A 20,780-nucleotide genomic window follows, 5' to 3' on the forward strand; every position below is an offset into this window, starting at 1 on the left:
GTGAACACCGCGTGTCAACTTCCTCTGTTTTTTTCTGTTCTTAAAACCACTTACTGTTAACCGATCAATACGCTCTCTTCTGGATATTTGTACTTCGTCCCTACTTGATTTCCTTTTACAAGAATAGAGAAAAAGACGGTTAAAATCCCTACACGTCCGATATACATCAATGACATGATGATCAGTTTCCCGACTTCTGTCAGATCTGGCGTCAACCCCATTGTCAACCCAACTGTTCCAAAAGCTGAGAACACTTCAAAAGCAATATATTCGATGCCTGAAGTTTCTGGGATCGTCTCAGTCACAGACAAGACCATGATCGCCAACATACATAAAGACAATGTAACGAAAAACAATGTCAGTGCGCGAAGTACTGCTGCTGGGCGAATAGTTCGTCCGAAAGCTTCAGCTCTGGTTTTCCCGTTAAATGTCGCATGCATTTGAATCAATAGGATGCCCAAAGTAGTGGTCTTTAACCCACCTGCTGTTGAACCGGATGTTCCACCGATATACATCAAGATCATTGTCAACATCAAGCCGGCATGACTCATTTGTAAATAGTCGATGGAGTAGTAACCAGCTGTTCTTGGTGTGACACTCATGAAGAACGTATTTGCTAAACGTTCAAGATAAGTTCCTTCAACTAGATGGATCGCATTTTGTTCGGTAAAGAAAAAGACGATAAAACCGCCCACCAATAAGCCACCAGTGACAATCAATGCAATTTTTGAGTGGAGAGTGATTTTCTTTACTTTATGATAACTAAGTAGATCCCGCCAAACAATGAAACCTAACCCACCAGCAATGATCAGCGCAGAGACCACCATTAAGAGATAGATGTTTGGCTGATCATTTGCTAAGCTATCCCCTAACAAATCAAACCCAGCATTACAAAAACTTGATACGGCATGGAAGATGCTGTACCAAATCCCTTTTGTCCATCCGTAAGTCGGCACAAATGTAAAACTCAAGGCAAGTGCTCCCAGCCCTTGGATGACCATTGCGAATTTCAAGATATAGAGCATCAAACTCATAACACCTGACATGATTTCAAGATTCAATGCTTCTTTTAGTAAGATCCGCATACTAAAGCTGACTTTTTTCTTCGCTACTGCAAAGAAAATAATGGGGATCATCATAAAACCTAAACCACCGATCTCGATCAAAACCATGATCAGAAACTGACCGGCTTCATTCCAATGCGCCGCAGTGTTCAATGTAGTCAAGCCAGTGACACAGACGGCTGAAGTTGCAGTAAATAATGCATCAATATAATTCGTCGGTTCGCCACTTTTACTAAAGAAAGGCAAAGTAAGTAAACTGCCACCAACTAAGATCAAAAGAAAAAAGCCAACAGCAATCAATTGAACTGGTGACAGTTGTTTTGTTATCCTCTGTTTCATTCGAATCACTCCTCTAAGACCGTTAGCTACCTTCGCAACGAACAAATGAAGTAGCTATTGCTCTCACGGATGTAAAAGTAAGTCCGCCAAACGCTCGCTTTCTTTTCATCCCTTATCTTACCCTGTTTTTCTTCTTCCAGCAAAGAATTTGAGTCTTTTTCCTCCCTTATACCTGTTCGTTTGATACACATGCTTTCGAACAAACAATAGGAACGCTCAAATGAGTTCTACAAAAAAAAAAACTCCATATAATAAGCCATAAACATCCGAAATTAGTTAAAGATATTTTTCGACATTTACGGCCTATTCTTCGGAGCTTAGAACTGTAGCTCGGATGAACGAACAACGTTACTAATTTGCTCAGATGACTTAGCTAATCAGCGTTCCCCATATTTTTCACTTTGATCAAGCGATTAACTTCCGCACGTTCATTTTCTTCTAACTTCATCTTGATATAATAGATCGTTTCTTCTAATTGTGGAATCGTCATGTACTCTAACGCATTCACTCTGCGCCGTGTTTTTTCGATCTCACCGGCCATCAGTTGACAGGTTTTCTCGATCTCTGTCAACTCAAGGAGCTTAGGCAGAAATGAGGTAAAACGATCGATCGAACGGTCTAATTCTGCATTGGAATTCAAATAGCCATAATCCACCGGTGCTTCGCCTAGCTGTTCGTCATATTCAAAATTCATGATCGGTACTTTGACGCTCATAATGTTTTTTTCGATAACAGCTAACTCGACATTTTCAGCCGGTAGTACAAACAATTCATCAATGAAGGCTTCAGGTAATGAAGCTTTCGCAAGGACAAAATCGCTCATAGCTGCTGTCATTTCTTTTTCTACTACTTGGCGCAGTTCATTGTTCTTACGGATCAGTAGGATGAATTGACGCATCAATTCATCCTGCTTATCCTTCAACAATTTGTGTCCTCTTGTTGCAGTCGTCAATTGTTTTTTGAGTCGTGTCAATTCCATTCGTGTCGGATTAACATTTAATCGAACCATCTGACACTCACTCCCCTTCTGGCAGGTACTGGTCAAGCAGATCATCTTTGATCCGTTTTAATTCCGTTCGTGGAAGCATGGCTAAAAGTTCCCATCCTAGATCCAGCGTTTCAGTGATTGAGCGGTTGGTATAAAATCCTTGATTGACATATTCTTTTTCAAAACGTTCCGCAAACTTAGCATAGATTTTGTCCACGTCTGACAACGCCGACTCCCCTAAGACAACAGCTAATTCTTTGGCTTGTTTACCTTGGGCATACGCCGCAAATAATTGGTTCATCGTCGCTGCATGATCTTTTCTAGTTTTCCCTTCACCTGTCCCTTTATCTTTCAAACGTGAAAGCGAAGGCAGGACATCGATCGGTGGTTGGATGCCACTCTTATACAATTCCCTCGTCAAAATGATTTGTCCTTCTGTGATATAGCCGGTCAAATCAGGGATGGGATGTGTCTTATCATCTTCTGGCATGGTCAAGATCGGGATTTGTGTCACAGACCCCTTTAATCCTCGGATTCGACCAGCACGTTCATATAAAGTTGCTAAATTCGTATAAAGATACCCTGGATAGCCACGACGACCTGGCACTTCACGACGGGCAGCAGAGATTTCTCGTAATGCTTCGGCGTAGTTAGTCATATCTGTCATGATGACTAACACGTGCATCCCTTTTTCATAAGCGAGATATTCAGCCGCAGTCAATGCCATACGAGGCGTTGCGATCCGTTCGATGGCTGGGTCATTCGCTAAGTTCATGAACATCACCGAACGATCGATTGCTCCCGTCTGGCGGAAGTCTTCCATAAAGAATTCTGCTTCTTCAAAGGTGATTCCAATGGCAGCAAAAACAACTGCAAAATCATCAGAAGAGTCTAACACCGTCGCTTGTCTCGCAATTTGAGCAGCTAATTCTTTGTGTGGCAAACCAGAGCCAGAAAATACCGGCAATTTTTGTCCTCTGACCAAAGTATTCAGGTGATCGATTGCTGAGATACCTGTTTGGATAAACTCATCAGGATAATCACGAGCCACCGGGTTGATGACTTCTCCATTGATGTCCAAGTATTTTTCTGGTAGGATTTCTGGCCCATTGTCTTTTGGACGACCTAACCCGTCAAATACACGACCGATCATGTCTTCAGAAACTCCCAACTCTAATGGATGCCCTAAAAAGCGGACCGTTGAATCTCTCAGATTGATTCCACTAGTTCCTTCAAAAATTTGGACCATCGCTTTGTCTTCTTGTACTTCAAGTACTTGTCCACGACGAATCTCGCCATTTTGCATACGAACTTCAATCAACTCTTCATATTTCACCCCAGCGACTTTCTCGACCGCCATCAAAGGACCGACCACTTCACCAATTGTTCGATATTCTTTAATCATCGGTCATTCCTCCTTCTGAAACGATTGCTTGGATCGTTGGTTTGATATTCGCTTGGATTTCATCTAATTTCTCTAATTCTGTTTCTGGCACGAATTTACTACGACCGATTCGTTCTCTCAATCCCACAGTTCCTTTCATGATCTCACTGAGATAAGCACCTAATGAAATCGCCTGACGTGCTTCTTCACCAAAAGATAGGATCAATTTCAACATCTTGAATTGTTTTTCTCTAGAAGTAAATGTATCCACCTCATCAAACGCATTTTGTTGTAAGTAATCTTCACGAATGGACTTTGCTACTTCAAGCGTCAAGCGATCATTATCTGAAAGTGAATCGACACCAACAAGACGCACGATTTCATTCAATTGCTCTTCTTGTTGCAAGATACGCATTCCTTCTGCCACCATCTCTGCCCAATCCGCTTGTAGGATCTGATCCATGTAACGTCCCACTTCTGACGAGTAAAGAGAATAGCTTTGAATCCAGTTGATGGATGGGAAATGACGTTTTTGCGCCAAACTGGAGTCTAATCCCCAGAAAACTTTCACGACACGCAACGTATTTTGAGTCACTGGTTCAGAAACATCTCCACCAGATGGTGAGACCGCACTGATCGCTGTAATGCTTCCTTCACGTTCTTCATTACCTAAAGCAATGACACGTCCTGAACGTTCATAGTATTCAGCTAAACGAGAACCTAAATATGCAGGATAGCCTTCATCACCAGGCATTTCTTCTAAACGTCCACTCATTTCTCGCAATGCCTCTGCCCAACGAGAAGTGGAATCTGCCATGATCGCCACATCATATCCCATATCACGGAAATATTCCGCAATAGTGATCCCTGTATAGATCGATGCTTCCCGTGCAGCTACTGGCATATTTGATGTATTGGCAATCAATACGGTACGTTCCATCAATGATTCACCTGTATTAGGATCAATCAGTTCTGGAAACTCATTCAGTACGTCCGTCATCTCATTACCACGTTCACCACAACCAACATAAACGACCATATCAACATCTGCCCATTTAGCAATTTGGTGCTGAACAACTGTTTTACCAGCACCAAATGGGCCAGGTACAGCGGCAGCTCCGCCTTTTGTCACTGGGAAAAAGGTATCGATAACACGTTGCCCCGTGATCATTGGCGCGTCCGGATTCAATTTTGCTTTGATCGGACGACTCCGTCTAACAGGCCATTTTTGCAACATCGTCAATTCTCGCAAACCGTCTTCTGTTTCGATGACACAAACCACTTCATCGATCGTAAATGATCCCGCTTCGATTTTTTTGATTTTTCCTTTGACACCATGAGGTACCATGATTTTGTGTTGGATGATCTTTGTTTCATCCACCACACCTAGAACATCTCCGGTACTGACTTCTTGCCCGACTTCAGCAGTTGCTTCAAACCACCATTTTTTTTCATGGTCTAACGCTGATAATTGGACACCACGACTTAAAAAGTTGCTTTGCGTGATCTCCATGAACGTATCTAATGGCCGTTGGATCCCATCAAACATTTGTGAAATGATCCCAGGCGCCAACTCAACAGACAACGCTTCACCTGTTGAACGAACGGGTTCACCAGGGCCGATCCCTGAAGTTTCTTCGTATACTTGTATCGATGCGACATCTCCGCGCATCTCAATGATTTCGCCGATGACTCCTAGCTCTCCCACTAAGCACATATCTTGGATACTTGCATCTGACATATTTTTTGCCATCACGAGAGGGCCGGAGACTTTTATGATTTTTCCAATTTGCAATGCACTATCTCCTTTACATTCTATAAGATATTTTGTCCAACTGCTTTTTCCACACTCTTTTGGATCTCTGCTACGCCGATCCCCATCGTTCCTTGATGGCTAGGGATTAGGACAATTGCTGGCGTCATCGATTCTTTGTAACGTTCTATCGTCTCAGGTGTCATCGCCGCCGATTGTTCTGTGACATAGATCACTCCATAGGCGCTTTTTGCCATTTGTTCGATTGCGCGCCTCACTTCTTGTGGCTCTGTCGCATAGTGCACATCAAACCCAAATAATTTAAATGGTAAAACAGAATCTTTGTCGCCAACGACACCGATTTTACGCGTCATAGACTTGTCTCACCCTTTCTCTGATCGTTTCATTATCAAAGTGATTTTTCTTACCGATCACTAATAGCCGAAGATTTTTACTCTCAATTTCTTTTGCATTCAAGAAAGCAAGTAAAGGCAACGGGCCAAAAGCCTGCGTTTGTGCGGCTTCATACAGCGAAGATAAGTAATCGTCTTTGATTTGTTCTAATCGAACAAAATCTAGTTCTCCTTCATGGATTGCAGGTTCGATCAATTGACGATAATCTGTTGTTTGCAGAAAGTTCAAATAGGTATCCAACTCGCTTTTGACGAAACTCAAAAACGTTTCTTTCGGGATACTGCCAGAACTTGAAAGTACTGCAGTCATAAAACCGCTGGATCGTTGTTGCAAGATACCGCGTGCCATGGTCGTGATATTAGTCAAATCAATAAACGCAATGATTTCTTCCAGTAATTCCGGATACCCAAGTTTCTCTCCAAGACGGCGTTGCTCTGTCAAGAAATAGCGATCATAGATAACATCGATTCCTTGTAACACAGAGGATTCTTCGCAGTATTCATGGACTTCACGAATACTATCCATCAACTGCGAAGGCAATTCTGTAGAGGCTTGTGTATGGATTGCTTGCTTTAACGCTTCGCATGAATAAAAACCATCATTACGGTACAGGTGATCCAGATTTTTACCCGTCATCTCGGCTTTTGTCAGGACTTTTAAATTATGGAACGTATACCGCATCGTATAGACCCAAACGACTTCAGGTTCTGGCGCCGATTCTTTCAACCAGGTAAATAGTTTGCCCGACTCAGCCAACAGATTTTCCTCAAAGTCCCGTTCAAAACCTTCGTAGATATAAGGATGATAAATCGTTGTTTTTAACATTTCGCCTAATTCGTCCAATGATTTCGTCTGGATCATGCGATCAAAATCTTCTTTTGATAAAAGTTCTAATTCTCTTCCACGAATCAAGGGATTTAATTCATGATAATCCATTCACCGATCCCTCCTTACTCGAATAGTTGTTTCGCAATTTCAAAGCGCATTTGTTCTTGCACTTCTTGTACTAGATCACTATAGACAAAGTTGTATTGTACCCCTTGGTCATCAATCAAAAATCCTGCTTCTTTGGCAATCCTTCGATCACTTAGATGCAAGGTGAAGGGCAACTGTTGGTTCCACTTTGTCACTACTTCATTGGTTAAAATGGCAGCAGATTTTTCTCCGGCTAATAAAGTAACCTCACCAGATAAGGATAAATTCTGCACCATATTGAACATCAATGAAAGTTGATCTGCTGCTGGCCAACTTTCTAATTCTTGGCGTGCTTCAGCAAACAAACGATGTAAAAATTCTTGTTTTTCATTGAGTGTTGCTTGACGCACTTCCACCTGTTGGCGATTTCTTAATTGACGGTAACTCTTTTCGATTTCTTCAAGTTCTTTAGATTTTTGCTTTTCATCGTCTGCTTCTAAACGCGCACGCTCGATTTTGAACTGCTGATCGATTTTTTCACGTTCTGCTTTTTCAAACGCCGCTCGTTCTGCTTCAGCTGTTTCATTCATTTGACGAATGATATTATCAATGGCGTTCATTGTTTTTCCTCCTTGTTTAAGCATTCAATACTAATAAGAAAGAAATAACGAAGCCTAAGATTGCGTAAGTTTCAACCATTGCGGCAAAGATAATTCCTTTAGTTGCGTGTTCTGGTTTTTTCGCTAAGATCTGGATACCTGCAGCAGATACTTTCCCCTGAGCAATCCCAGAAAACAATCCTGTAAAGGCAATCGGTAAAGATGCGCCTAAAAAATTCAGCCCTTGGACAACCGACATATCTGCATTTAAATTGATAAAGATCAAGAAGGCGATTACGAAGCCATAAAGTCCCTGTGTTCCGGGAAGTAATTGTAAAATCAACGCTTGTCCGAATTTTTCCGGTTGACTTGTCGTCAATGCAGCTGCGGCTTCACCAGTCATCCCCACACCTTTCGCTGATCCGATCCCTGAAAAGATCGTGGCTGTTGCCATCGCTAATACCGCAAACACCATTCCACCATTTTGAGCAATTAAGTAATCCATCATTTTTTAAAATTCCTCCAATTTTTTTACTTTTTCTTATGATTGATATTGACATATTTTTCCGCTGTTTTCAGTGGATCGAAGGCCCGTCCGCCTCCGGTATAAAACTTGCCGAAAAATTCGACATATTGCAATCTCGCGCCATGCACGTAGGCACTAAGCAAGGTCAAGAACATATTCAACGCATGTAAAGCGATGATCAATAAGATCCCGACACTAAAGCGCGCGGCTGGCGGCATGAAAGCAACCAACATATTGAAGGCAGCGCCGATACTCCCACCAGAGATCCCCAAAGCCATCAATCGTGTGTAACTCACTAGATCACCGATATAACCAGTCAAACCATACAAATTATAGGCTCCTTTTGCAGCACCTTTGGCTTTGGATGAAGATTGGAAAATCGGAATGACCAAAATACATAGCGCTGATAAAATCGCTAATCCTGCACCTAGGTAAACAAAAATCGGGTTCTTGACGATCATACTACCAAGTAATAAAAGGACGACTCCCACTAAAATCCCTTGCCAGGCAAATCCATCATTGATCGCATCCACGTAATCTTTGCGCTTGATATGCTCTTTTGCTGCAAGAAACAATCCGACTAAGATTTGGATAAGCCCAAAAATGACAGACAAGACTAAAATCGTATTGACATCATCTGTTGTAGACAACAACGGGAAGGGTAAGTGGATACCTAATACTTCGGTCGGTAACGCTTGTCCAAAGAAGGAACTATAAATAAATCCCCAGATGATCGACGGAATCGCTAAGATTTCGAAAAACTTAGCAAATCGCTGCATCCCTCGAGGTAATACCAACAATTTTTGCGCAATGATTGCGCCTATAAGCATGAGTAAACCATAACCAATATCAGCCACCATCATCCCGAAAAAGACAAGATAAAATGGCGTCATCCATGGTGTCGGATCAATTTCATGATACTTAGGTAAACTGTACATTTCCGTCAGCATTTCAAAAGGTGCCACGATTGGATGGTTCTTCAATTTCGTTGGTACTTCTTGATCGATCTCTTCTTCGGTGGGCGCTTCAAAGCTAAGAAAGACTTCATCAGCAGACAACGTATTTTCTACCTGCTGGATCAATTCTTGCTTTTCGTCCTCGCCGACCCATCCTTGGACAACGATCAGGTAAGGCGCCATGACAAATCGATCCTTCACTGCTTCTCGTTCTGCCATTGCCAAGAGGATTTCTTCTGCCCATTCCAATTCTTGGATGTAACTGCTACAACGACCGATTTTGATCGCTAATTGTTTTTGTGCTTCGTAACAAGCTTGCAACTCTTGCTTGATTTCCTGTAGCTGTTCTTTTGGCGTTTGCTCATAAGGATATGCTTCTTTGACAAAACCATAACGAGTAGCAATCTCATCGACAATAGATGCTGAAGTTTTGAGCACCACGTAAGTCAAGTAAACGAAGTGATCTGTTTCGCTGACTTCTTCCACATAGACCTCTGGAACTTTTGCTAATGCTTCTCTAAATTCTGTCGCATTAGCAACACTGATCGTTCCCATCTCAACTGTTGTTTGGTGACTACTAAAGCTTTGCGGTATAACATCCAGATTTGCCCAATGTGTCAACCAGTCTTCCTGCTCTGACAGTTGTTCTCGTTGTTCTGCTAATGTTTCCCATTGTTTCTTCAAGCCTAATATTTCAGTTAAACGCTTCGTAAAATCTTCTTCCGAATAATTTGCTTCTAGTTCCTGCAAGGTCACTTCTCTTCGTTTGAGGTGTTGTTTCTTTTGTTGCTTGTCCCCATGATGATCAATGAACTGAACAGCTTCTCTTGTTTGCATGATCCGACTAGTAAGCGCATTGACGATCGGTTCTTTTTCAAAAATCGCTGCCTTAGGAAAATAAGTATCCACCCATTGGTTATTTGTCGTTTCTTGAAAAAGATCGCGAATCTCTACATTTTGGATGCCTTGGATTGCTTGTAATAAGGCATCCTGATTTTGTTTATCGGAAATAAGAGTCACTTTTTCCATCTTAGTGACGGCCATAGGTTTCTTTCACCCTTTCAATGATCGCGTCAACCGCTTGCTGACGTTGCTTCTCATATTGTTCTTGTACGATGGATTGCAATCGTCTAGCGTCTTCGTTCAATTTATTTTTTTCAGCAATCGCTTTTTGCTGTTCCGCTCGTTTTTTTTCTTCAAGCAACTGTTCCAAATGTTGTTTTTGACTTGCACGAAGTTGATCCAATTCGACCTCTTTTGCTTCTTTATAATCTTTTAACTCTTGCTGAAGCTTTTTCATCGCTTGTTCATTTTCTTTTTCAGCTTGTTTGATTTTTTCTAAGGCTTCTAGCACATTCCCCACTTCCTTTCTCTAAAAAAAGAGGGACATCCTTTCTTTTTTCATTGAAAGTATGTCCCTCTAAAAATAACTTCAGATAATCTAGGCACTTTCAAAAAAATGTTCTTCTCACCCCTTGAAGAACTAGATCCTTGAAGCTTGCGCCCAACCATTTATATATTTCTTACTTACAAGTATAACAAATTCAGGTAAAATTTCAACTAACAGATCCCTTTTTCCTTTCAGAAAGTTCATAACTGACAGTAAATGAGCAACTTTAGAAACATTCTACCTATTATATAATTACGTACGTTTTCCAAAACAAATATTTTAATTTTTTTAAACTATTGCTAAAATAGAAGTAGTTTATGAATGGAGGAAATCGTATGCATCAAAAAATTGGTATCGCGGCCAATCAATTACTGCGGGCTACAGAAACATTTCAAGGAAATCAAGTCACTTACACCCCGCAAGGTTTTGTTAATGCGGTACAGCAAGCAGGGGGCTTGCCTTTGCTTCTCCCTATTTCTTCCACAGAGAGCGCTCGTGACTACATTCAGCTCGTCGATAAGCTACTCCTAGCTGGCGGTCAGGATGTCAGTCCTTCGTTCTACAACGAAGCGCCTCACCCTAAATTGACAGAAACAAACCTGAATCGGGATCTATTTGAACAGGCGTTGATCAATGAAGCATTAAAACAAAATAAACCGATCTTAGCTGTGTGTCGTGGGATGCAATTATTGAATGTAACGTTAGGGGGGAATCTTTACCAAGACCTTACGTTATATCCAAATTGGTCAGTGAAACATGAACAACAACCAACTCCCCCACAATTTGCTACGCATGAAATCACAGTCGAACCAGATAGTATCCTCCACGAAGTATTACCTACTTCTTATTTTGTAAATTCTTATCATCACCAAGCAATCAGGGATCTTGCTCCTACACTAAAAGCAACAGCGTATTCTCCTGATGGATTGGTGGAAGCTGTTGAAAGTAAAGGATCCAACCAACGAATACTTGGTGTTCAATGGCATCCTGAGCTTATTCACCAAAAAAATCCACTCGATCAAAAATTATTTGATTATTTTGTACAATCGTTATGATCGTTATAAACGAAATGAAAAGCCCGTCTAGCAGGAACATGTTGTTTCAGCTAGACGGGCTTTCATTCATTTTATGCAAGGAACATCGATCTGCAGTTAACTTCTACGATACTCAAGCAGCTGTTTCAATTGCTCGATTTGTCGCTGCAATTCGCTCCCTTTTGTCGTATCACGATTTAATTTTCGTGGCAACTGTTGATCAATGACCTTTTTGACTTCTGCCAAGCCATTGGCTGTTTCAAATTGTTCCTCGATGCCTAAAAATGGGTAGTGGGTCACGATTTGAAAGCCATAAGAGTTACATAGCAACGAATACCCTGCAATACCCGTTGTTCGTTGATAGGCCTTTGATAAACCACCGTCAATCACGAAAACTGTTCCGTCCGCTTTAATTGGTGACTCCCCTTTTTTCACTTTGACTGGTGTATGTCCATTGATGATCACTGAACCATAGATAGGTACACCGAACTCACGCCTTACTTTTTGACTCAACCATTCTTTGTCTCGTAATCGATAGTAAGCATTGCTGACTTCCACATGCGTTTCTTTTTCTGCTAAATAATAACGCTCAAACGTAGCCATCTTACTTTTACCAAACAACGGCGAGTAAGGCCCACTCCATGCGTACCAAATCAAATCAGTCGCTAGGTCTTCTTTTTTCTTCAGTGATTTAGCACTTTCACGAATCTGTTCTTCAAAAAATGCCATCAATTGCTTCCCTTGATACGTCTCACTCCCAAGTTTAAAACTTAGAAACTCACCATGTTCATCTACCGGCATACAGCCATGAAACAAGATACTTTGGTTCGTGACAAGATACATCCTACCTTTTTCTAAAAGGAAATCCATATGTTTTTGCATTCGGAGTGAATGTTGAAAAGAATACAGCAACATATCGATCACTCGTCGTTCGTCTGCCGTTAAACGATCCGGTTCCTGCGCAGAAATCGTCTGGAAACATGGGTGATGGATCGTATACTTTTGACCATCCAGAAACAACTCATTTTTTTCATAATCGATATTCGCTAACATATCCCGATCCGCCATCTCAAATTCTGGTCGTCGTTTCAGTAAATGCGATTCTAGTTTGAATTGCATGATCGCAAGCGCTTGATGGATTTTCTCCATCTCTTCTCTCTCGCGTTCCGTTGCGTCTTGGCTATTCTTAGGTGTAAACAAAGGGTTTGTTTGATAAGTTTCTGTCGCAAACGAACAAAGGGAACGCAGATTCAACGCGTATTCTTTTTCCAACTCGAATAAATAATTATACCGCGCAGCGATACGCAATAAGGTCAACAAACAAGTTTCCGAGCCACAATATGCCCCCAGCCATAAAATATCATGGTTGCCCCATTGGATATCGATTGAATGGATCTCCATCAAGCGGTCCATCACTTTGGCGGCTTGTGTCCCCCGATCAAAGATGTCTCCGACCACGTGGACATGATCGATCACCATTCGTTGAATCGTCTGCGCTAACTTTTTTAAAAAGCGCTCTTCTTCATTCATCTCAAGCAACTGATCAACGATTTTACTCACATAAGATTTTTTCCCTTGCACACGATCATCGACATACAATAATTCCTCAATGATATAACTATATTCTTTAGGCAAGGCTTTTCTTACTTTTGATCTCGTATACTTAACAGAAGTGAATCGCAGTAACTCGATCAATTGATGGATCAACGTTGTTTTGTCTTGTTTTTTGTACCAGTCAGTCGCTAATGCGTATTCCGGATATGCAACAAAAATCGTTAATCGTTTCATCTCTTCTTCACTTAAACAATCTTGAAATAAATCTTTGATTTTCTCTCGTAGATTCCCTGAACCATTTCTCAATATATGATCAAATGCTGGAAACTCTCCATGGATATCACTTAAAAATAATTCGGTTCCTTTTGGTAGTTGTAGGATTGCTTCTAAGTTGATGATCTCCGTAATGACTTCTTCTTTTGTTGGGAATTTTTCTGACAATAATTCTAAATATTGATCCATCCAAACGCCTCCAAAATTGGTATACCTAAAATTATAGGACACACAATAGATATTTACAACAAAATTACTTTACTAAATAAAAAATAGGTACATATAAAATCGTGGATTTTTCAAATCAAACAAAAGCACTCTAGGTATACGTCTAAAAGCAACTCTTACGAAAATAAGCCGAGACACCCGAAAATTGTTCTTCACCTTTCGGGCGTCTCGGCTTATTTCTCATCATTGAATATTTCTGTTACAACTTCAACATTTATTTCTTTTTGCGTTCATTTCTCATGATTGAAATCGATTGTTTCAATGACGTCCAAATACCACCTTCACTGTAAACAAGCACATTTGATTTGTACATATTTGCGGACATGAACATCAATACGAATGTGATGATCACTAGAACGATCAAAGAAATCAATACGCCACTTATTTCAACCGTTTCATTTGCCAAGCGGATCGGCATGATATATGAAGATAGGAATGGAATGTATGAAGTGATGCGGATCACGATATTATTCGGATCAGATGCACCAAGGATCAATCCTAGCATATAACCACCTAAAGAAAGGTACGTCACTGGTAAAATCGCTTTTGCTGTATCTTCGGCTTTGTTGACTAGTGAGCCACATAAGGCAGCTAACACGGCGTAGATCAAGATCCCAAAGAACATAAATAGTAAAGAGTACCATAAGAATGGCCCGAAAATACTATCCAAAGAAATCCCATCCAGTACACTTTTAACGATTTCCATATCTTTGAACTGGTTGAATCCTACTGCAAAGATGATGCCGTATAAAGCCATTTGAGTGACTGCCACTAGCAGAACTCCTGTTAGTTTTCCATAAAAATGTTTTTGTGCAGTGGTACTAGACAAGATCACTTCCATGATTCTTGTCCCTTTTTCTGAAGCAATCTCTTGCGCGATGATCTGTGCATACGTCAAGATGATGATGAATAGAATGATCGTTGCGACATAACTGACTGCATATTGAACAGCTGAGTTATCTTCTCCTATCGTCATTTCACCATTGGCGTCAAAACTGACTTTTTGTCGTGAAAATCCAGCCGGTTGACTTAATGCAGCCACTTCTTCAGGAGAGATCCCTAAGCTACTTGCCCGCATCATTGACTGTAAACCAGTCAACTGCTGTTGGATCAACAGTTGTGTTGCTTGGCCTAATGAGTTTTCACTAAATAATTCTCCGGATACTTCTCCATTATCTGTCGTGACTACCATGTACGCATCGATCTTTTCGTCAGATAACTTACTTTTGGCTTCATCCTCCGATGAAAAAGCTTCAAAGTGGAAATCCCCCATATCGGATTGACTCAAATAATCAGTGATTTGTTGGTCTTCAGCAATCACACCGATTTTATCTGTTTCACTGTTTTGTTGAGCAAAATTACCTGCTAAGTAAATCACACCCATCAAAACAAACGGGACTAATATCATAATAATAAAAGAAATCGATTTGACATTTTTCAAATAGACATCTTTTGTGATGATCCAAAATTTACCCATGTAGTTCACCTGCTTTCATCTTGAAGATTTCTTCTAAAGTAGGCGGTTGTTGATTGAACATTGGAATATAGCCAAATTGTGTCGCACGGGTAAAAATTTCTTTCCCTACATCTGGATGATCCAACGTGATTTCCAACGATTGATCCTCACGAAGAACCACTTTTTGGACCCCAGCGATTTCCTCTACTTCTTGTTGTGACAATCCAGACTCCAAAAATAGCTTTGTTCTGCCAAATGCTTCTCGAATCTCGTGGACTTTCCCATCTAGTACCATCTCCCCATTTCGAAGCATGATCAAGTGGTCACAAATCTTTTCAACATTATCCATATTGTGACTAGAAAAAATGACACAAGAGCCATTTTTCTTCAATTCGATGATCCCGTCTTTAAGTAGCTCAGCATTCACTGGGTCCAACCCACTAAAAGGTTCATCTAAAATAATCAACTTGGGTTCGTGGATCAGTGTTGCAATCAGTTGTACCTTTTGTTGATTTCCTTTTGATAAGGACTTAACTTTATCTGTTTTTTTCCCTTTTACTTGAAATTTCTCCATCCAAAAATCGATCTTAGGTTCAATTTCTTTTTTTGTTTTTCCCCGTAATGCGGCAAAATAGATCAACTGTTCTTGGATCGATACCTTGGGATAAAGCCCTCGTTCTTCAGGTAAATACCCAATGATGTCATAATCTTTTTCACTCAAATGATGGCCGTTCCATAGTACTTCTCCTTGATCTTGCGTCAAAAAATCTAAAATCAAACGAAAAGTCGTTGTTTTTCCTGCCCCGTTTTGCCCAATCAATCCCATGATTTTCCCATCAGGTATTTGAAAAGAAACATGATCAACAGCTGTATAACTGCCAAATGTCTTAACCAAATCCTTTACTTCTAGCATTTTCTCACTCCTTCATCCTAAATTCCTCTATCCTTTACTGTACGATATAAAATAACTTATACATAAGAACTTATGTTATTGTTTTTTATTGTACATATGAAAATGATAGGACACTTTACAGGTTTTGTAAAGCGCCCTCAGTTCAATTTTTATGCAGTTTATCGAAAACATTTTGTGCGACATTTTTTGGTAGACCAATTTCTTGTAACTCCTCAATTGACGCAGCGGTGATGTTTTTTAACGATTTGAACTCTTTCAACAACATTTTTTTTCGTTTTGGCCCTAACCCTTCAATTTCATCTAAGCGCGACGCAAAACTATTTTTACTACGTAACTGACGATGAAACGTGATTGCAAAGCGATGGACTTCGTCTTGGATACGTTGCAGTAAAAAGAATTCTGGTGAATTTCGTTCAAGCGGAACCACTTCTAATTCATTCCCAAATAACAACTCATTGGTTTTATGCTTATCATTCTTAGCCATTCCAGCGACAGGGATATCGATTCCCAATTGATTCTCCAGTACATCCTTCGCTACATCGACTTGCCCTTTCCCCCCATCGATTAAAATCAGATCAGGCAAGGGCAGTTCTTCTCGTATCACACGTGCGTAGCGGCGGTAGATGACTTCTCGCATCGAAGCATAGTCGTCTGGTCCAACGACCGTTTTGATTTTGTATTTACGGTATTCTTTTTTTGCTGGTTTTCCATCGATGAATACCACCATCGCCGCTACTGGATCGGTTCCCATGATATTAGAGTTATCAAAAGACTCGATCCGAATGGGTGCTGGAATGTTCATCGCATTACCAAGGCGCTCGATCGCTCCGATCGTTCGTTCTTGTTTCCTCACGATCAAATCAAAGCGTTCGTTCAATGCCACCCTTGCATTTTTATTGGCTAGTTCGACTAATTTTTTCTTCTCACCACGTTTGGGCTGGATGACTTTTGTCGATAATAACGCCTCAACACTCGGTTGATCGATCGTATCAGGGATCACCACTTCTTTTGGAATGAAATGTTCATTTTCCTGATAAAACTGCCCGATGTATGTTAAGAAATCCTCTTCTGCTTCATTATAAAAAGGAATGATCGATACATCTCGTTCAATCAGCTTTCCTTGACGTACAAAGAATACTTGGACACACATCCAGCCTTTATCAATGGCATAACCAAACACATCTCGATCAATCAAATCAGTGTTTGTCATTTTTTGTCTTGTCATGATCGTTTCAATAGCTCTGATTTGATCACGATACTCTGCTGCTTTTTCAAATTCCATATTTTCTGCAGCCTTAGCCATTTTCTCTTTGATTTCAGCTTCGATCGTCTCATGACCACCATTCAAAAAGCGTTTGACTTCGTTCACGATACTTGTATATTCCGCTGGATCTACATCAAAATAGTAGGGACATAAGCATTGACCTAAATGGTAATAAAGACAAGGTTCTTTTGTCTGACTTGGTTTACACTTCCGTAATGGGAATAAACGATCTAAAATCTTTTTTGTTTCATTCGCAGCCCCAACATCCGGGTAAGGGCCAAAATAAAAGGCTTTGTCTTTTAATACTTTACGAGTGATCACCAAACGAGGATATTTTTCATTCGTGATTTTTAAGAAAGGATAAGTTTTATCATCCTTTAACATGATATTGTATTTTGGATCATTCTTTTTGATCAGATTGATTTCTAGCAGTAATGCTTCAATGTTGGATTCTGTCACAATGTACTCAAAGTCCTCGATCTCACTGACTAATCGCTCCGTTTTCGTGTTATGACTTCCAGTAAAATAGGAACGCACGCGATTTTTCAAGACTTTGGCTTTTCCCACATAAATGATCGTGCCGTTTTTGTCTTTCATCAAATAGCAGCCAGGCTGATCAGGAAGTAATGCAAGTTTATTTTTTATTCGTTCATTCATGGTGACTGCTCCTTTATATTTCTGATATCGCTATTATAACAGAGGTTGAGAGAGAAGTATCAAGCGAAGAGACATAAGAAAAATTTTGCGCAGTTTATTGTATAAATTTTTAAGTATCTTGTCTCCAAAAATAGATACTATTCTCTTCATCTATGACTTTTTTGTTCCACTTCTCTGTTCAGTTTCATGACTTGATTAGTCGCAAAAAAACCGAGACAGCAATCCATATGATTGTTGTCTCAGTCTGATGTGTTAGTTACTTAATCTTATAAGTGTTGGGCAATCATTTGACGTAATTGATCTTTTGATTGAACACCGATTGCTTTTTCTACTACTTCGCCGTCTTTTTTCAAAAGTAATGTTGGAATACTCATGATCCCAAATTGTTGTGGTGTTTCAGGATTTTCATCAACATCCATCTTCACGATTCTGAATTCGTCTTCGTCATATTCTTCTTCTAACTGGTCTAAAATTGGCGCTTGCATTCGACAAGGTCCACACCAAGTTGCCCAAAAGTCGATTAAAACTAACCCTTTATCTGTTTCTTCGTTGAATGTTGCATCTGTAATTACTTGAGCCATATCAAAGACCTCCATTTATTAGTCTATTCTAAGTATAGCACTATTGGTACCTAGATTCGAGCTATTTGCTTACCTTTAGTAAGCTTTATTTAAATTTAACAATTGTCGCACCATTGCCCCCTTGATTTCCAGGAGCAAAATCGAAGCTCTTGACGCTACGATGATTTTTTAAATAATCGGTGATCCCGGTTCTTAGTGCGCCTGTGCCTTTTCCATGAACGATCGTCACTTGAGGGTAGCCAGCCAAAATTGCCGCATCTAAATATAGATCGACTTCATTTAATGCTTCTTCATAACGTTTCCCTCGAAGATCAAGTTGATTGGAGACCGTCGAATGCGCATCTGAGCGAACCGTATGGATCACTCGTTGTTGTGGTTCTTTTTGGGGAGCGATCGGTGTCAATTCACTTTCCGAAACGTTCATCTTCAAGATACCGATCTCCACTTGCCATTGGTTGCCATTTTTGCGCAACAATGTTCCACGTTGCCCATAAGTCGTCACGAGTACTTCGTCACCTGGTTTCAATGTTTTCTGTTCTTTCGCTTTTTTCAAGACTTTATTTTTCTTTAATTGTTCTTCTTGATGCAAGTTAGCTAACTGTGATTTGGCATCGATCAATTGATGCTCTTTGACCGTACCTTGCCCCACTTGTTTTTGTAAATTGCGAATATCTGCGATGATTTTTTCTGCCTTTTCTTCTGCTTCAGAAACAAGTGCATTGGCTTTTTGTTTGGCTTTCGCCATTTCTTGTTCGCGCTCTTCAAAGAAGTAGCTATAAGCTTCTTTCAAATCATTGTACAGACGTTGCGCTTCATCGACATAATGACGCATCTCTAAATACTCTGTTTCTGCCATTTTTCGACGATTCTCTAAATCAGTGATCATTTCATTCAAGTCTTGACTTTCATCGTTCATCAATTGCTTGGCTTCATCAATGACTTGGTTGTCTAATCCTAAACGACTTGAAATCTCAAAGGCATTACTTCTACCTGGCACGCCGATCAACAAGCGGTATGTGGGGCTAAGGGTGTCAACGTTGAACTCCATGCTTGCATTGATGGTATTCGAACGATTGTAGCCGTAGACTTTCAGTTCAGGATAATGTGTTGTTGCCATCACATAGGCAGATTTCTTTCCTAGATCATCTAAAATAGCAATTGCTAGCGCTGCTCCTTCTTGAGGATCAGTCCCTGCACCTAGTTCGTCAAATAAAACTAAGCTTTTTTCATTAACTTTGGAAAGGATATCCACGGTATTTGTCATATGTGAGGAGAAGGTCGATAAACTTTGCTCAATCGATTGTTCATCTCCGATATCAGCAAAAATATCTTCAAAGATCCCGATCTGACTTTCTTCATCCACCGGGATCGGTAACCCTGCTTGCCCCATCAATTGCAATAAGCCCAGTGTTTTCAACGTGATGGTTTTCCCACCAGTATTTGGTCCAGTAATGACGATCGCTTGATAGTTTTCCCCAATCGAAATATCATTTGGTACGACTTTTTCTTGATCGATCAATGGGTGTCTGGCTTGCTTCAAATCAACAATGTTTTCTGTACTGATCGTCGGTACGATTGCCTTTAGTTCTTTCCCAAAGCGTGCTTTCGCATTCATCAAGTCCATTTTTCCAATGACATACGCATTGTGGATGATTTCTTGGCGATGAGGAACCAACTCCGCCGACAACTCACTTAGAATACGTTGGATCTCATTGCGTTCGGCAATTTGATATTGACGCAAGCGATTGTTCAACTCCACGACTTGTTTTGGTTCAACGAATAGTGTTTGTCCCGAAGAACTTTGATCATGGACGACTCCGCCAAACACACCACGATATTCTTGTTTTACTGGAATAACATAGCGGTCGTTTCTCATCGTAATGATGGCATCGCTTAGGTATTTGGCATTTTTCCCACGAACGATCCCATCTAATTGTTCTCTGACTGCTTGTTCGCTTCTACGGATATTATGGCGGATCGTCTTCAACTCTGGAGAGGCATCATCCGTCACTCGTCCATCATCATCGATTGCTTCTTTCAAACGACGGCTCAAGGATGGGATAGCGACTAATTGATCTGTCCAAAAATAAAGACGCGCAAACTCAATCTCGCTATCTGCTAAATCATCAATAAAACGTCGCAACTCACTAGTAGTAGATAAGACACGAGAAACTTGTGCTAACTCGACCCCATTAAGATCCGCACCGATTTGGATCCGTTTCATATGTGGGCGGATATTCTCTATTTTGGGGATTGGGATGCCGCCACGCAATCGTTGGGCTTTTAGTCCATCTTCCGTTTCTTCCAACCAATATCTGATTGTCTCTGCTTCATTCACTGGCACAAGCTGGGCTAATTCTTCTTGCCCTTGTGCTGTGATCACAAACTGTCGTACTTGTTGTTTTACTTTTTCAAACTCTAATGTTTCTAGAATGCGTTTGTTCATTTTTTTCACCTTACTTTCACTAAAAAAGAGGCCGATAGATGGCTAA

The 20,780-nt window shown here is 40.5% G+C and carries 17 protein-coding genes and 1 other annotated feature; of the genes, 1 reads left to right on the forward strand and 16 read right to left on the reverse strand.

The features are described from left to right. Positions 1-56: 56 nt before the first annotated feature. The 10 genes from IGJ99_RS10140 to IGJ99_RS10185 form a co-directional block, all read right to left on the reverse strand. On the reverse strand, positions 57-1,403 hold the full coding sequence (locus IGJ99_RS10140) for a TrkH family potassium uptake protein (protein ID WP_019723165.1): 1,347 nt from the start codon (positions 1,401-1,403) through the stop codon (positions 57-59). A gap of 373 nt (positions 1,404-1,776) precedes the next feature. Further along, positions 1,777-2,412 carry a V-type ATP synthase subunit D gene (locus IGJ99_RS10145; protein WP_438770804.1) on the reverse strand — a complete coding sequence of 212 codons (636 nt, stop codon included), beginning with the start codon at positions 2,410-2,412 and terminating at the stop codon, positions 1,777-1,779. Between the two features lie 7 nt (positions 2,413-2,419). After that, entirely contained in the window at positions 2,420-3,796 is a 1,377-nt protein-coding gene (locus tag IGJ99_RS10150; protein ID WP_010734848.1) for a V-type ATP synthase subunit B, read from the reverse strand. Continuing rightward, complete coding sequence (locus tag IGJ99_RS10155; RefSeq protein WP_438770805.1) at positions 3,789-5,570, reverse strand: V-type ATP synthase subunit A; 1,782 nt, start codon at positions 5,568-5,570, stop codon at positions 3,789-3,791. Before IGJ99_RS10155 ends, IGJ99_RS10150 begins: the two co-directional genes overlap by 8 nt. A 20-nt stretch (positions 5,571-5,590) precedes the next feature. Continuing rightward, entirely contained in the window at positions 5,591-5,902 is a 312-nt protein-coding gene (locus IGJ99_RS10160; RefSeq protein WP_438770806.1) for a V-type ATP synthase subunit F, read from the reverse strand. After that, complete coding sequence (locus tag IGJ99_RS10165) at positions 5,892-6,878, reverse strand: V-type ATPase subunit (RefSeq protein ID WP_169058175.1); 987 nt, start codon at positions 6,876-6,878, stop codon at positions 5,892-5,894. Before IGJ99_RS10165 ends, IGJ99_RS10160 begins: the two co-directional genes overlap by 11 nt. A 14-nt stretch (positions 6,879-6,892) precedes the next feature. Beyond that, on the reverse strand, positions 6,893-7,477 hold the full coding sequence (locus IGJ99_RS10170; protein ID WP_062804878.1) for a V-type ATP synthase subunit E: 585 nt from the start codon (positions 7,475-7,477) through the stop codon (positions 6,893-6,895). A 16-nt stretch (positions 7,478-7,493) separates the two neighbouring features. Then, on the reverse strand, positions 7,494-7,964 hold the full coding sequence (locus IGJ99_RS10175; protein WP_010734843.1) for a V-type ATP synthase subunit K: 471 nt from the start codon (positions 7,962-7,964) through the stop codon (positions 7,494-7,496). A gap of 23 nt (positions 7,965-7,987) precedes the next feature. Beyond that, positions 7,988-9,982: a V-type ATP synthase subunit I gene (locus IGJ99_RS10180; RefSeq protein ID WP_438770807.1), complete on the reverse strand. Its 1,995-nt coding sequence runs from the start codon at positions 9,980-9,982 to the stop codon at positions 7,988-7,990. Continuing rightward, positions 9,969-10,301 carry a hypothetical protein gene (locus tag IGJ99_RS10185; protein ID WP_438748388.1) on the reverse strand — a complete coding sequence of 111 codons (333 nt, stop codon included), beginning with the start codon at positions 10,299-10,301 and terminating at the stop codon, positions 9,969-9,971. The genes IGJ99_RS10180 and IGJ99_RS10185 overlap by 14 nt, the downstream gene beginning before the upstream one ends. A gap of 99 nt (positions 10,302-10,400) precedes the next feature. Then, positions 10,401-10,448: a sequence feature (sodium ion sensor (DUF1646 type); this cis-regulatory element may regulate processes involved in with the transportation of sodium ions), on the reverse strand. Positions 10,449-10,663: 215 nt separating this feature from the next. On the opposite strand from IGJ99_RS10185, the gene IGJ99_RS10190 reads away from it, so the two are divergent. Next, entirely contained in the window at positions 10,664-11,383 is a 720-nt protein-coding gene (locus IGJ99_RS10190; protein WP_010734840.1) for a gamma-glutamyl-gamma-aminobutyrate hydrolase family protein, read from the forward strand. A 96-nt stretch (positions 11,384-11,479) separates the two neighbouring features. Here IGJ99_RS10190 and IGJ99_RS10195 read toward each other — a convergent pair whose 3' ends face one another. From IGJ99_RS10195 to IGJ99_RS10220, 6 genes are all read right to left on the reverse strand, one after another. Then, the gene (locus IGJ99_RS10195) at positions 11,480-13,378 is read right to left on the reverse strand and encodes a fructose-1,6-bisphosphatase (RefSeq protein ID WP_137072632.1); all 1,899 of its coding nucleotides are present in this window, start codon (positions 13,376-13,378) and stop codon (positions 11,480-11,482) included. Positions 13,379-13,631: 253 nt separating this feature from the next. Further along, complete coding sequence (locus tag IGJ99_RS10200) at positions 13,632-14,894, reverse strand: ABC transporter permease (protein WP_010734838.1); 1,263 nt, start codon at positions 14,892-14,894, stop codon at positions 13,632-13,634. Next, on the reverse strand, positions 14,887-15,786 hold the full coding sequence (locus IGJ99_RS10205; RefSeq protein WP_010734837.1) for an ABC transporter ATP-binding protein: 900 nt from the start codon (positions 15,784-15,786) through the stop codon (positions 14,887-14,889). The genes IGJ99_RS10200 and IGJ99_RS10205 overlap by 8 nt, the downstream gene beginning before the upstream one ends. Positions 15,787-15,928: 142 nt before the next feature. Beyond that, positions 15,929-17,707 carry an excinuclease ABC subunit UvrC gene (uvrC, locus tag IGJ99_RS10210; RefSeq protein ID WP_023520060.1) on the reverse strand — a complete coding sequence of 593 codons (1,779 nt, stop codon included), beginning with the start codon at positions 17,705-17,707 and terminating at the stop codon, positions 15,929-15,931. Positions 17,708-17,973: 266 nt separating this feature from the next. Continuing rightward, a complete protein-coding gene (trxA, locus tag IGJ99_RS10215; RefSeq protein ID WP_010734835.1) occupies positions 17,974-18,288 on the reverse strand; it encodes a thioredoxin in 315 nt (104 codons plus the stop codon). An 85-nt stretch (positions 18,289-18,373) separates the two neighbouring features. After that, positions 18,374-20,734, reverse strand: a complete 2,361-nt coding sequence (locus IGJ99_RS10220; RefSeq protein ID WP_438725294.1) for an endonuclease MutS2 — start codon at positions 20,732-20,734, stop codon at positions 18,374-18,376. Positions 20,735-20,780: the final 46 nt, after the last annotated feature.

Origin of the sequence: Enterococcus sp. AZ095b (genome assembly GCF_051714725.1) — a bacterium.
GTDB lineage: Bacteria > Bacillota > Bacilli > Lactobacillales > Enterococcaceae > Enterococcus_B > Enterococcus_B pernyi.

Excerpts from the sequence above, each read along its gene's own strand:
- IGJ99_RS10140 (WP_019723165.1), bottom strand. The coding sequence starts at position 1,403 with ATGAAACAGAGGATAACAAAACAACTGTCACCAGTTCAATTGATTGCT.
- IGJ99_RS10145 (WP_438770804.1), bottom strand. The coding sequence starts at position 2,412 with ATGGTTCGATTAAATGTTAATCCGACACGAATGGAATTGACACGACTC.
- IGJ99_RS10150 (WP_010734848.1), bottom strand. The coding sequence starts at position 3,796 with ATGATTAAAGAATATCGAACAATTGGTGAAGTGGTCGGTCCTTTGATG.
- IGJ99_RS10160 (WP_438770806.1), bottom strand. The coding sequence starts at position 5,902 with ATGACGCGTAAAATCGGTGTCGTTGGCGACAAAGATTCTGTTTTACCA.
- IGJ99_RS10165 (WP_169058175.1), bottom strand. The coding sequence starts at position 6,878 with ATGGATTATCATGAATTAAATCCCTTGATTCGTGGAAGAGAATTAGAA.
- IGJ99_RS10170 (WP_062804878.1), bottom strand. The coding sequence starts at position 7,477 with ATGAACGCCATTGATAATATCATTCGTCAAATGAATGAAACAGCTGAA.
- IGJ99_RS10175 (WP_010734843.1), bottom strand. The coding sequence starts at position 7,964 with ATGATGGATTACTTAATTGCTCAAAATGGTGGAATGGTGTTTGCGGTA.
- IGJ99_RS10180 (WP_438770807.1), bottom strand. The coding sequence starts at position 9,982 with ATGGCCGTCACTAAGATGGAAAAAGTGACTCTTATTTCCGATAAACAA.
- IGJ99_RS10190 (WP_010734840.1), top strand. The coding sequence starts at position 10,664 with ATGCATCAAAAAATTGGTATCGCGGCCAATCAATTACTGCGGGCTACA.
- IGJ99_RS10195 (WP_137072632.1), bottom strand. The coding sequence starts at position 13,378 with ATGGATCAATATTTAGAATTATTGTCAGAAAAATTCCCAACAAAAGAA.
- IGJ99_RS10200 (WP_010734838.1), bottom strand. The coding sequence starts at position 14,894 with ATGGGTAAATTTTGGATCATCACAAAAGATGTCTATTTGAAAAATGTC.
- IGJ99_RS10205 (WP_010734837.1), bottom strand. The coding sequence starts at position 15,786 with ATGCTAGAAGTAAAGGATTTGGTTAAGACATTTGGCAGTTATACAGCT.
- uvrC (WP_023520060.1), bottom strand. The coding sequence starts at position 17,707 with ATGAATGAACGAATAAAAAATAAACTTGCATTACTTCCTGATCAGCCT.
- trxA (WP_010734835.1), bottom strand. The coding sequence starts at position 18,288 with ATGGCTCAAGTAATTACAGATGCAACATTCAACGAAGAAACAGATAAA.
- IGJ99_RS10220 (WP_438725294.1), bottom strand. The coding sequence starts at position 20,734 with ATGAACAAACGCATTCTAGAAACATTAGAGTTTGAAAAAGTAAAACAA.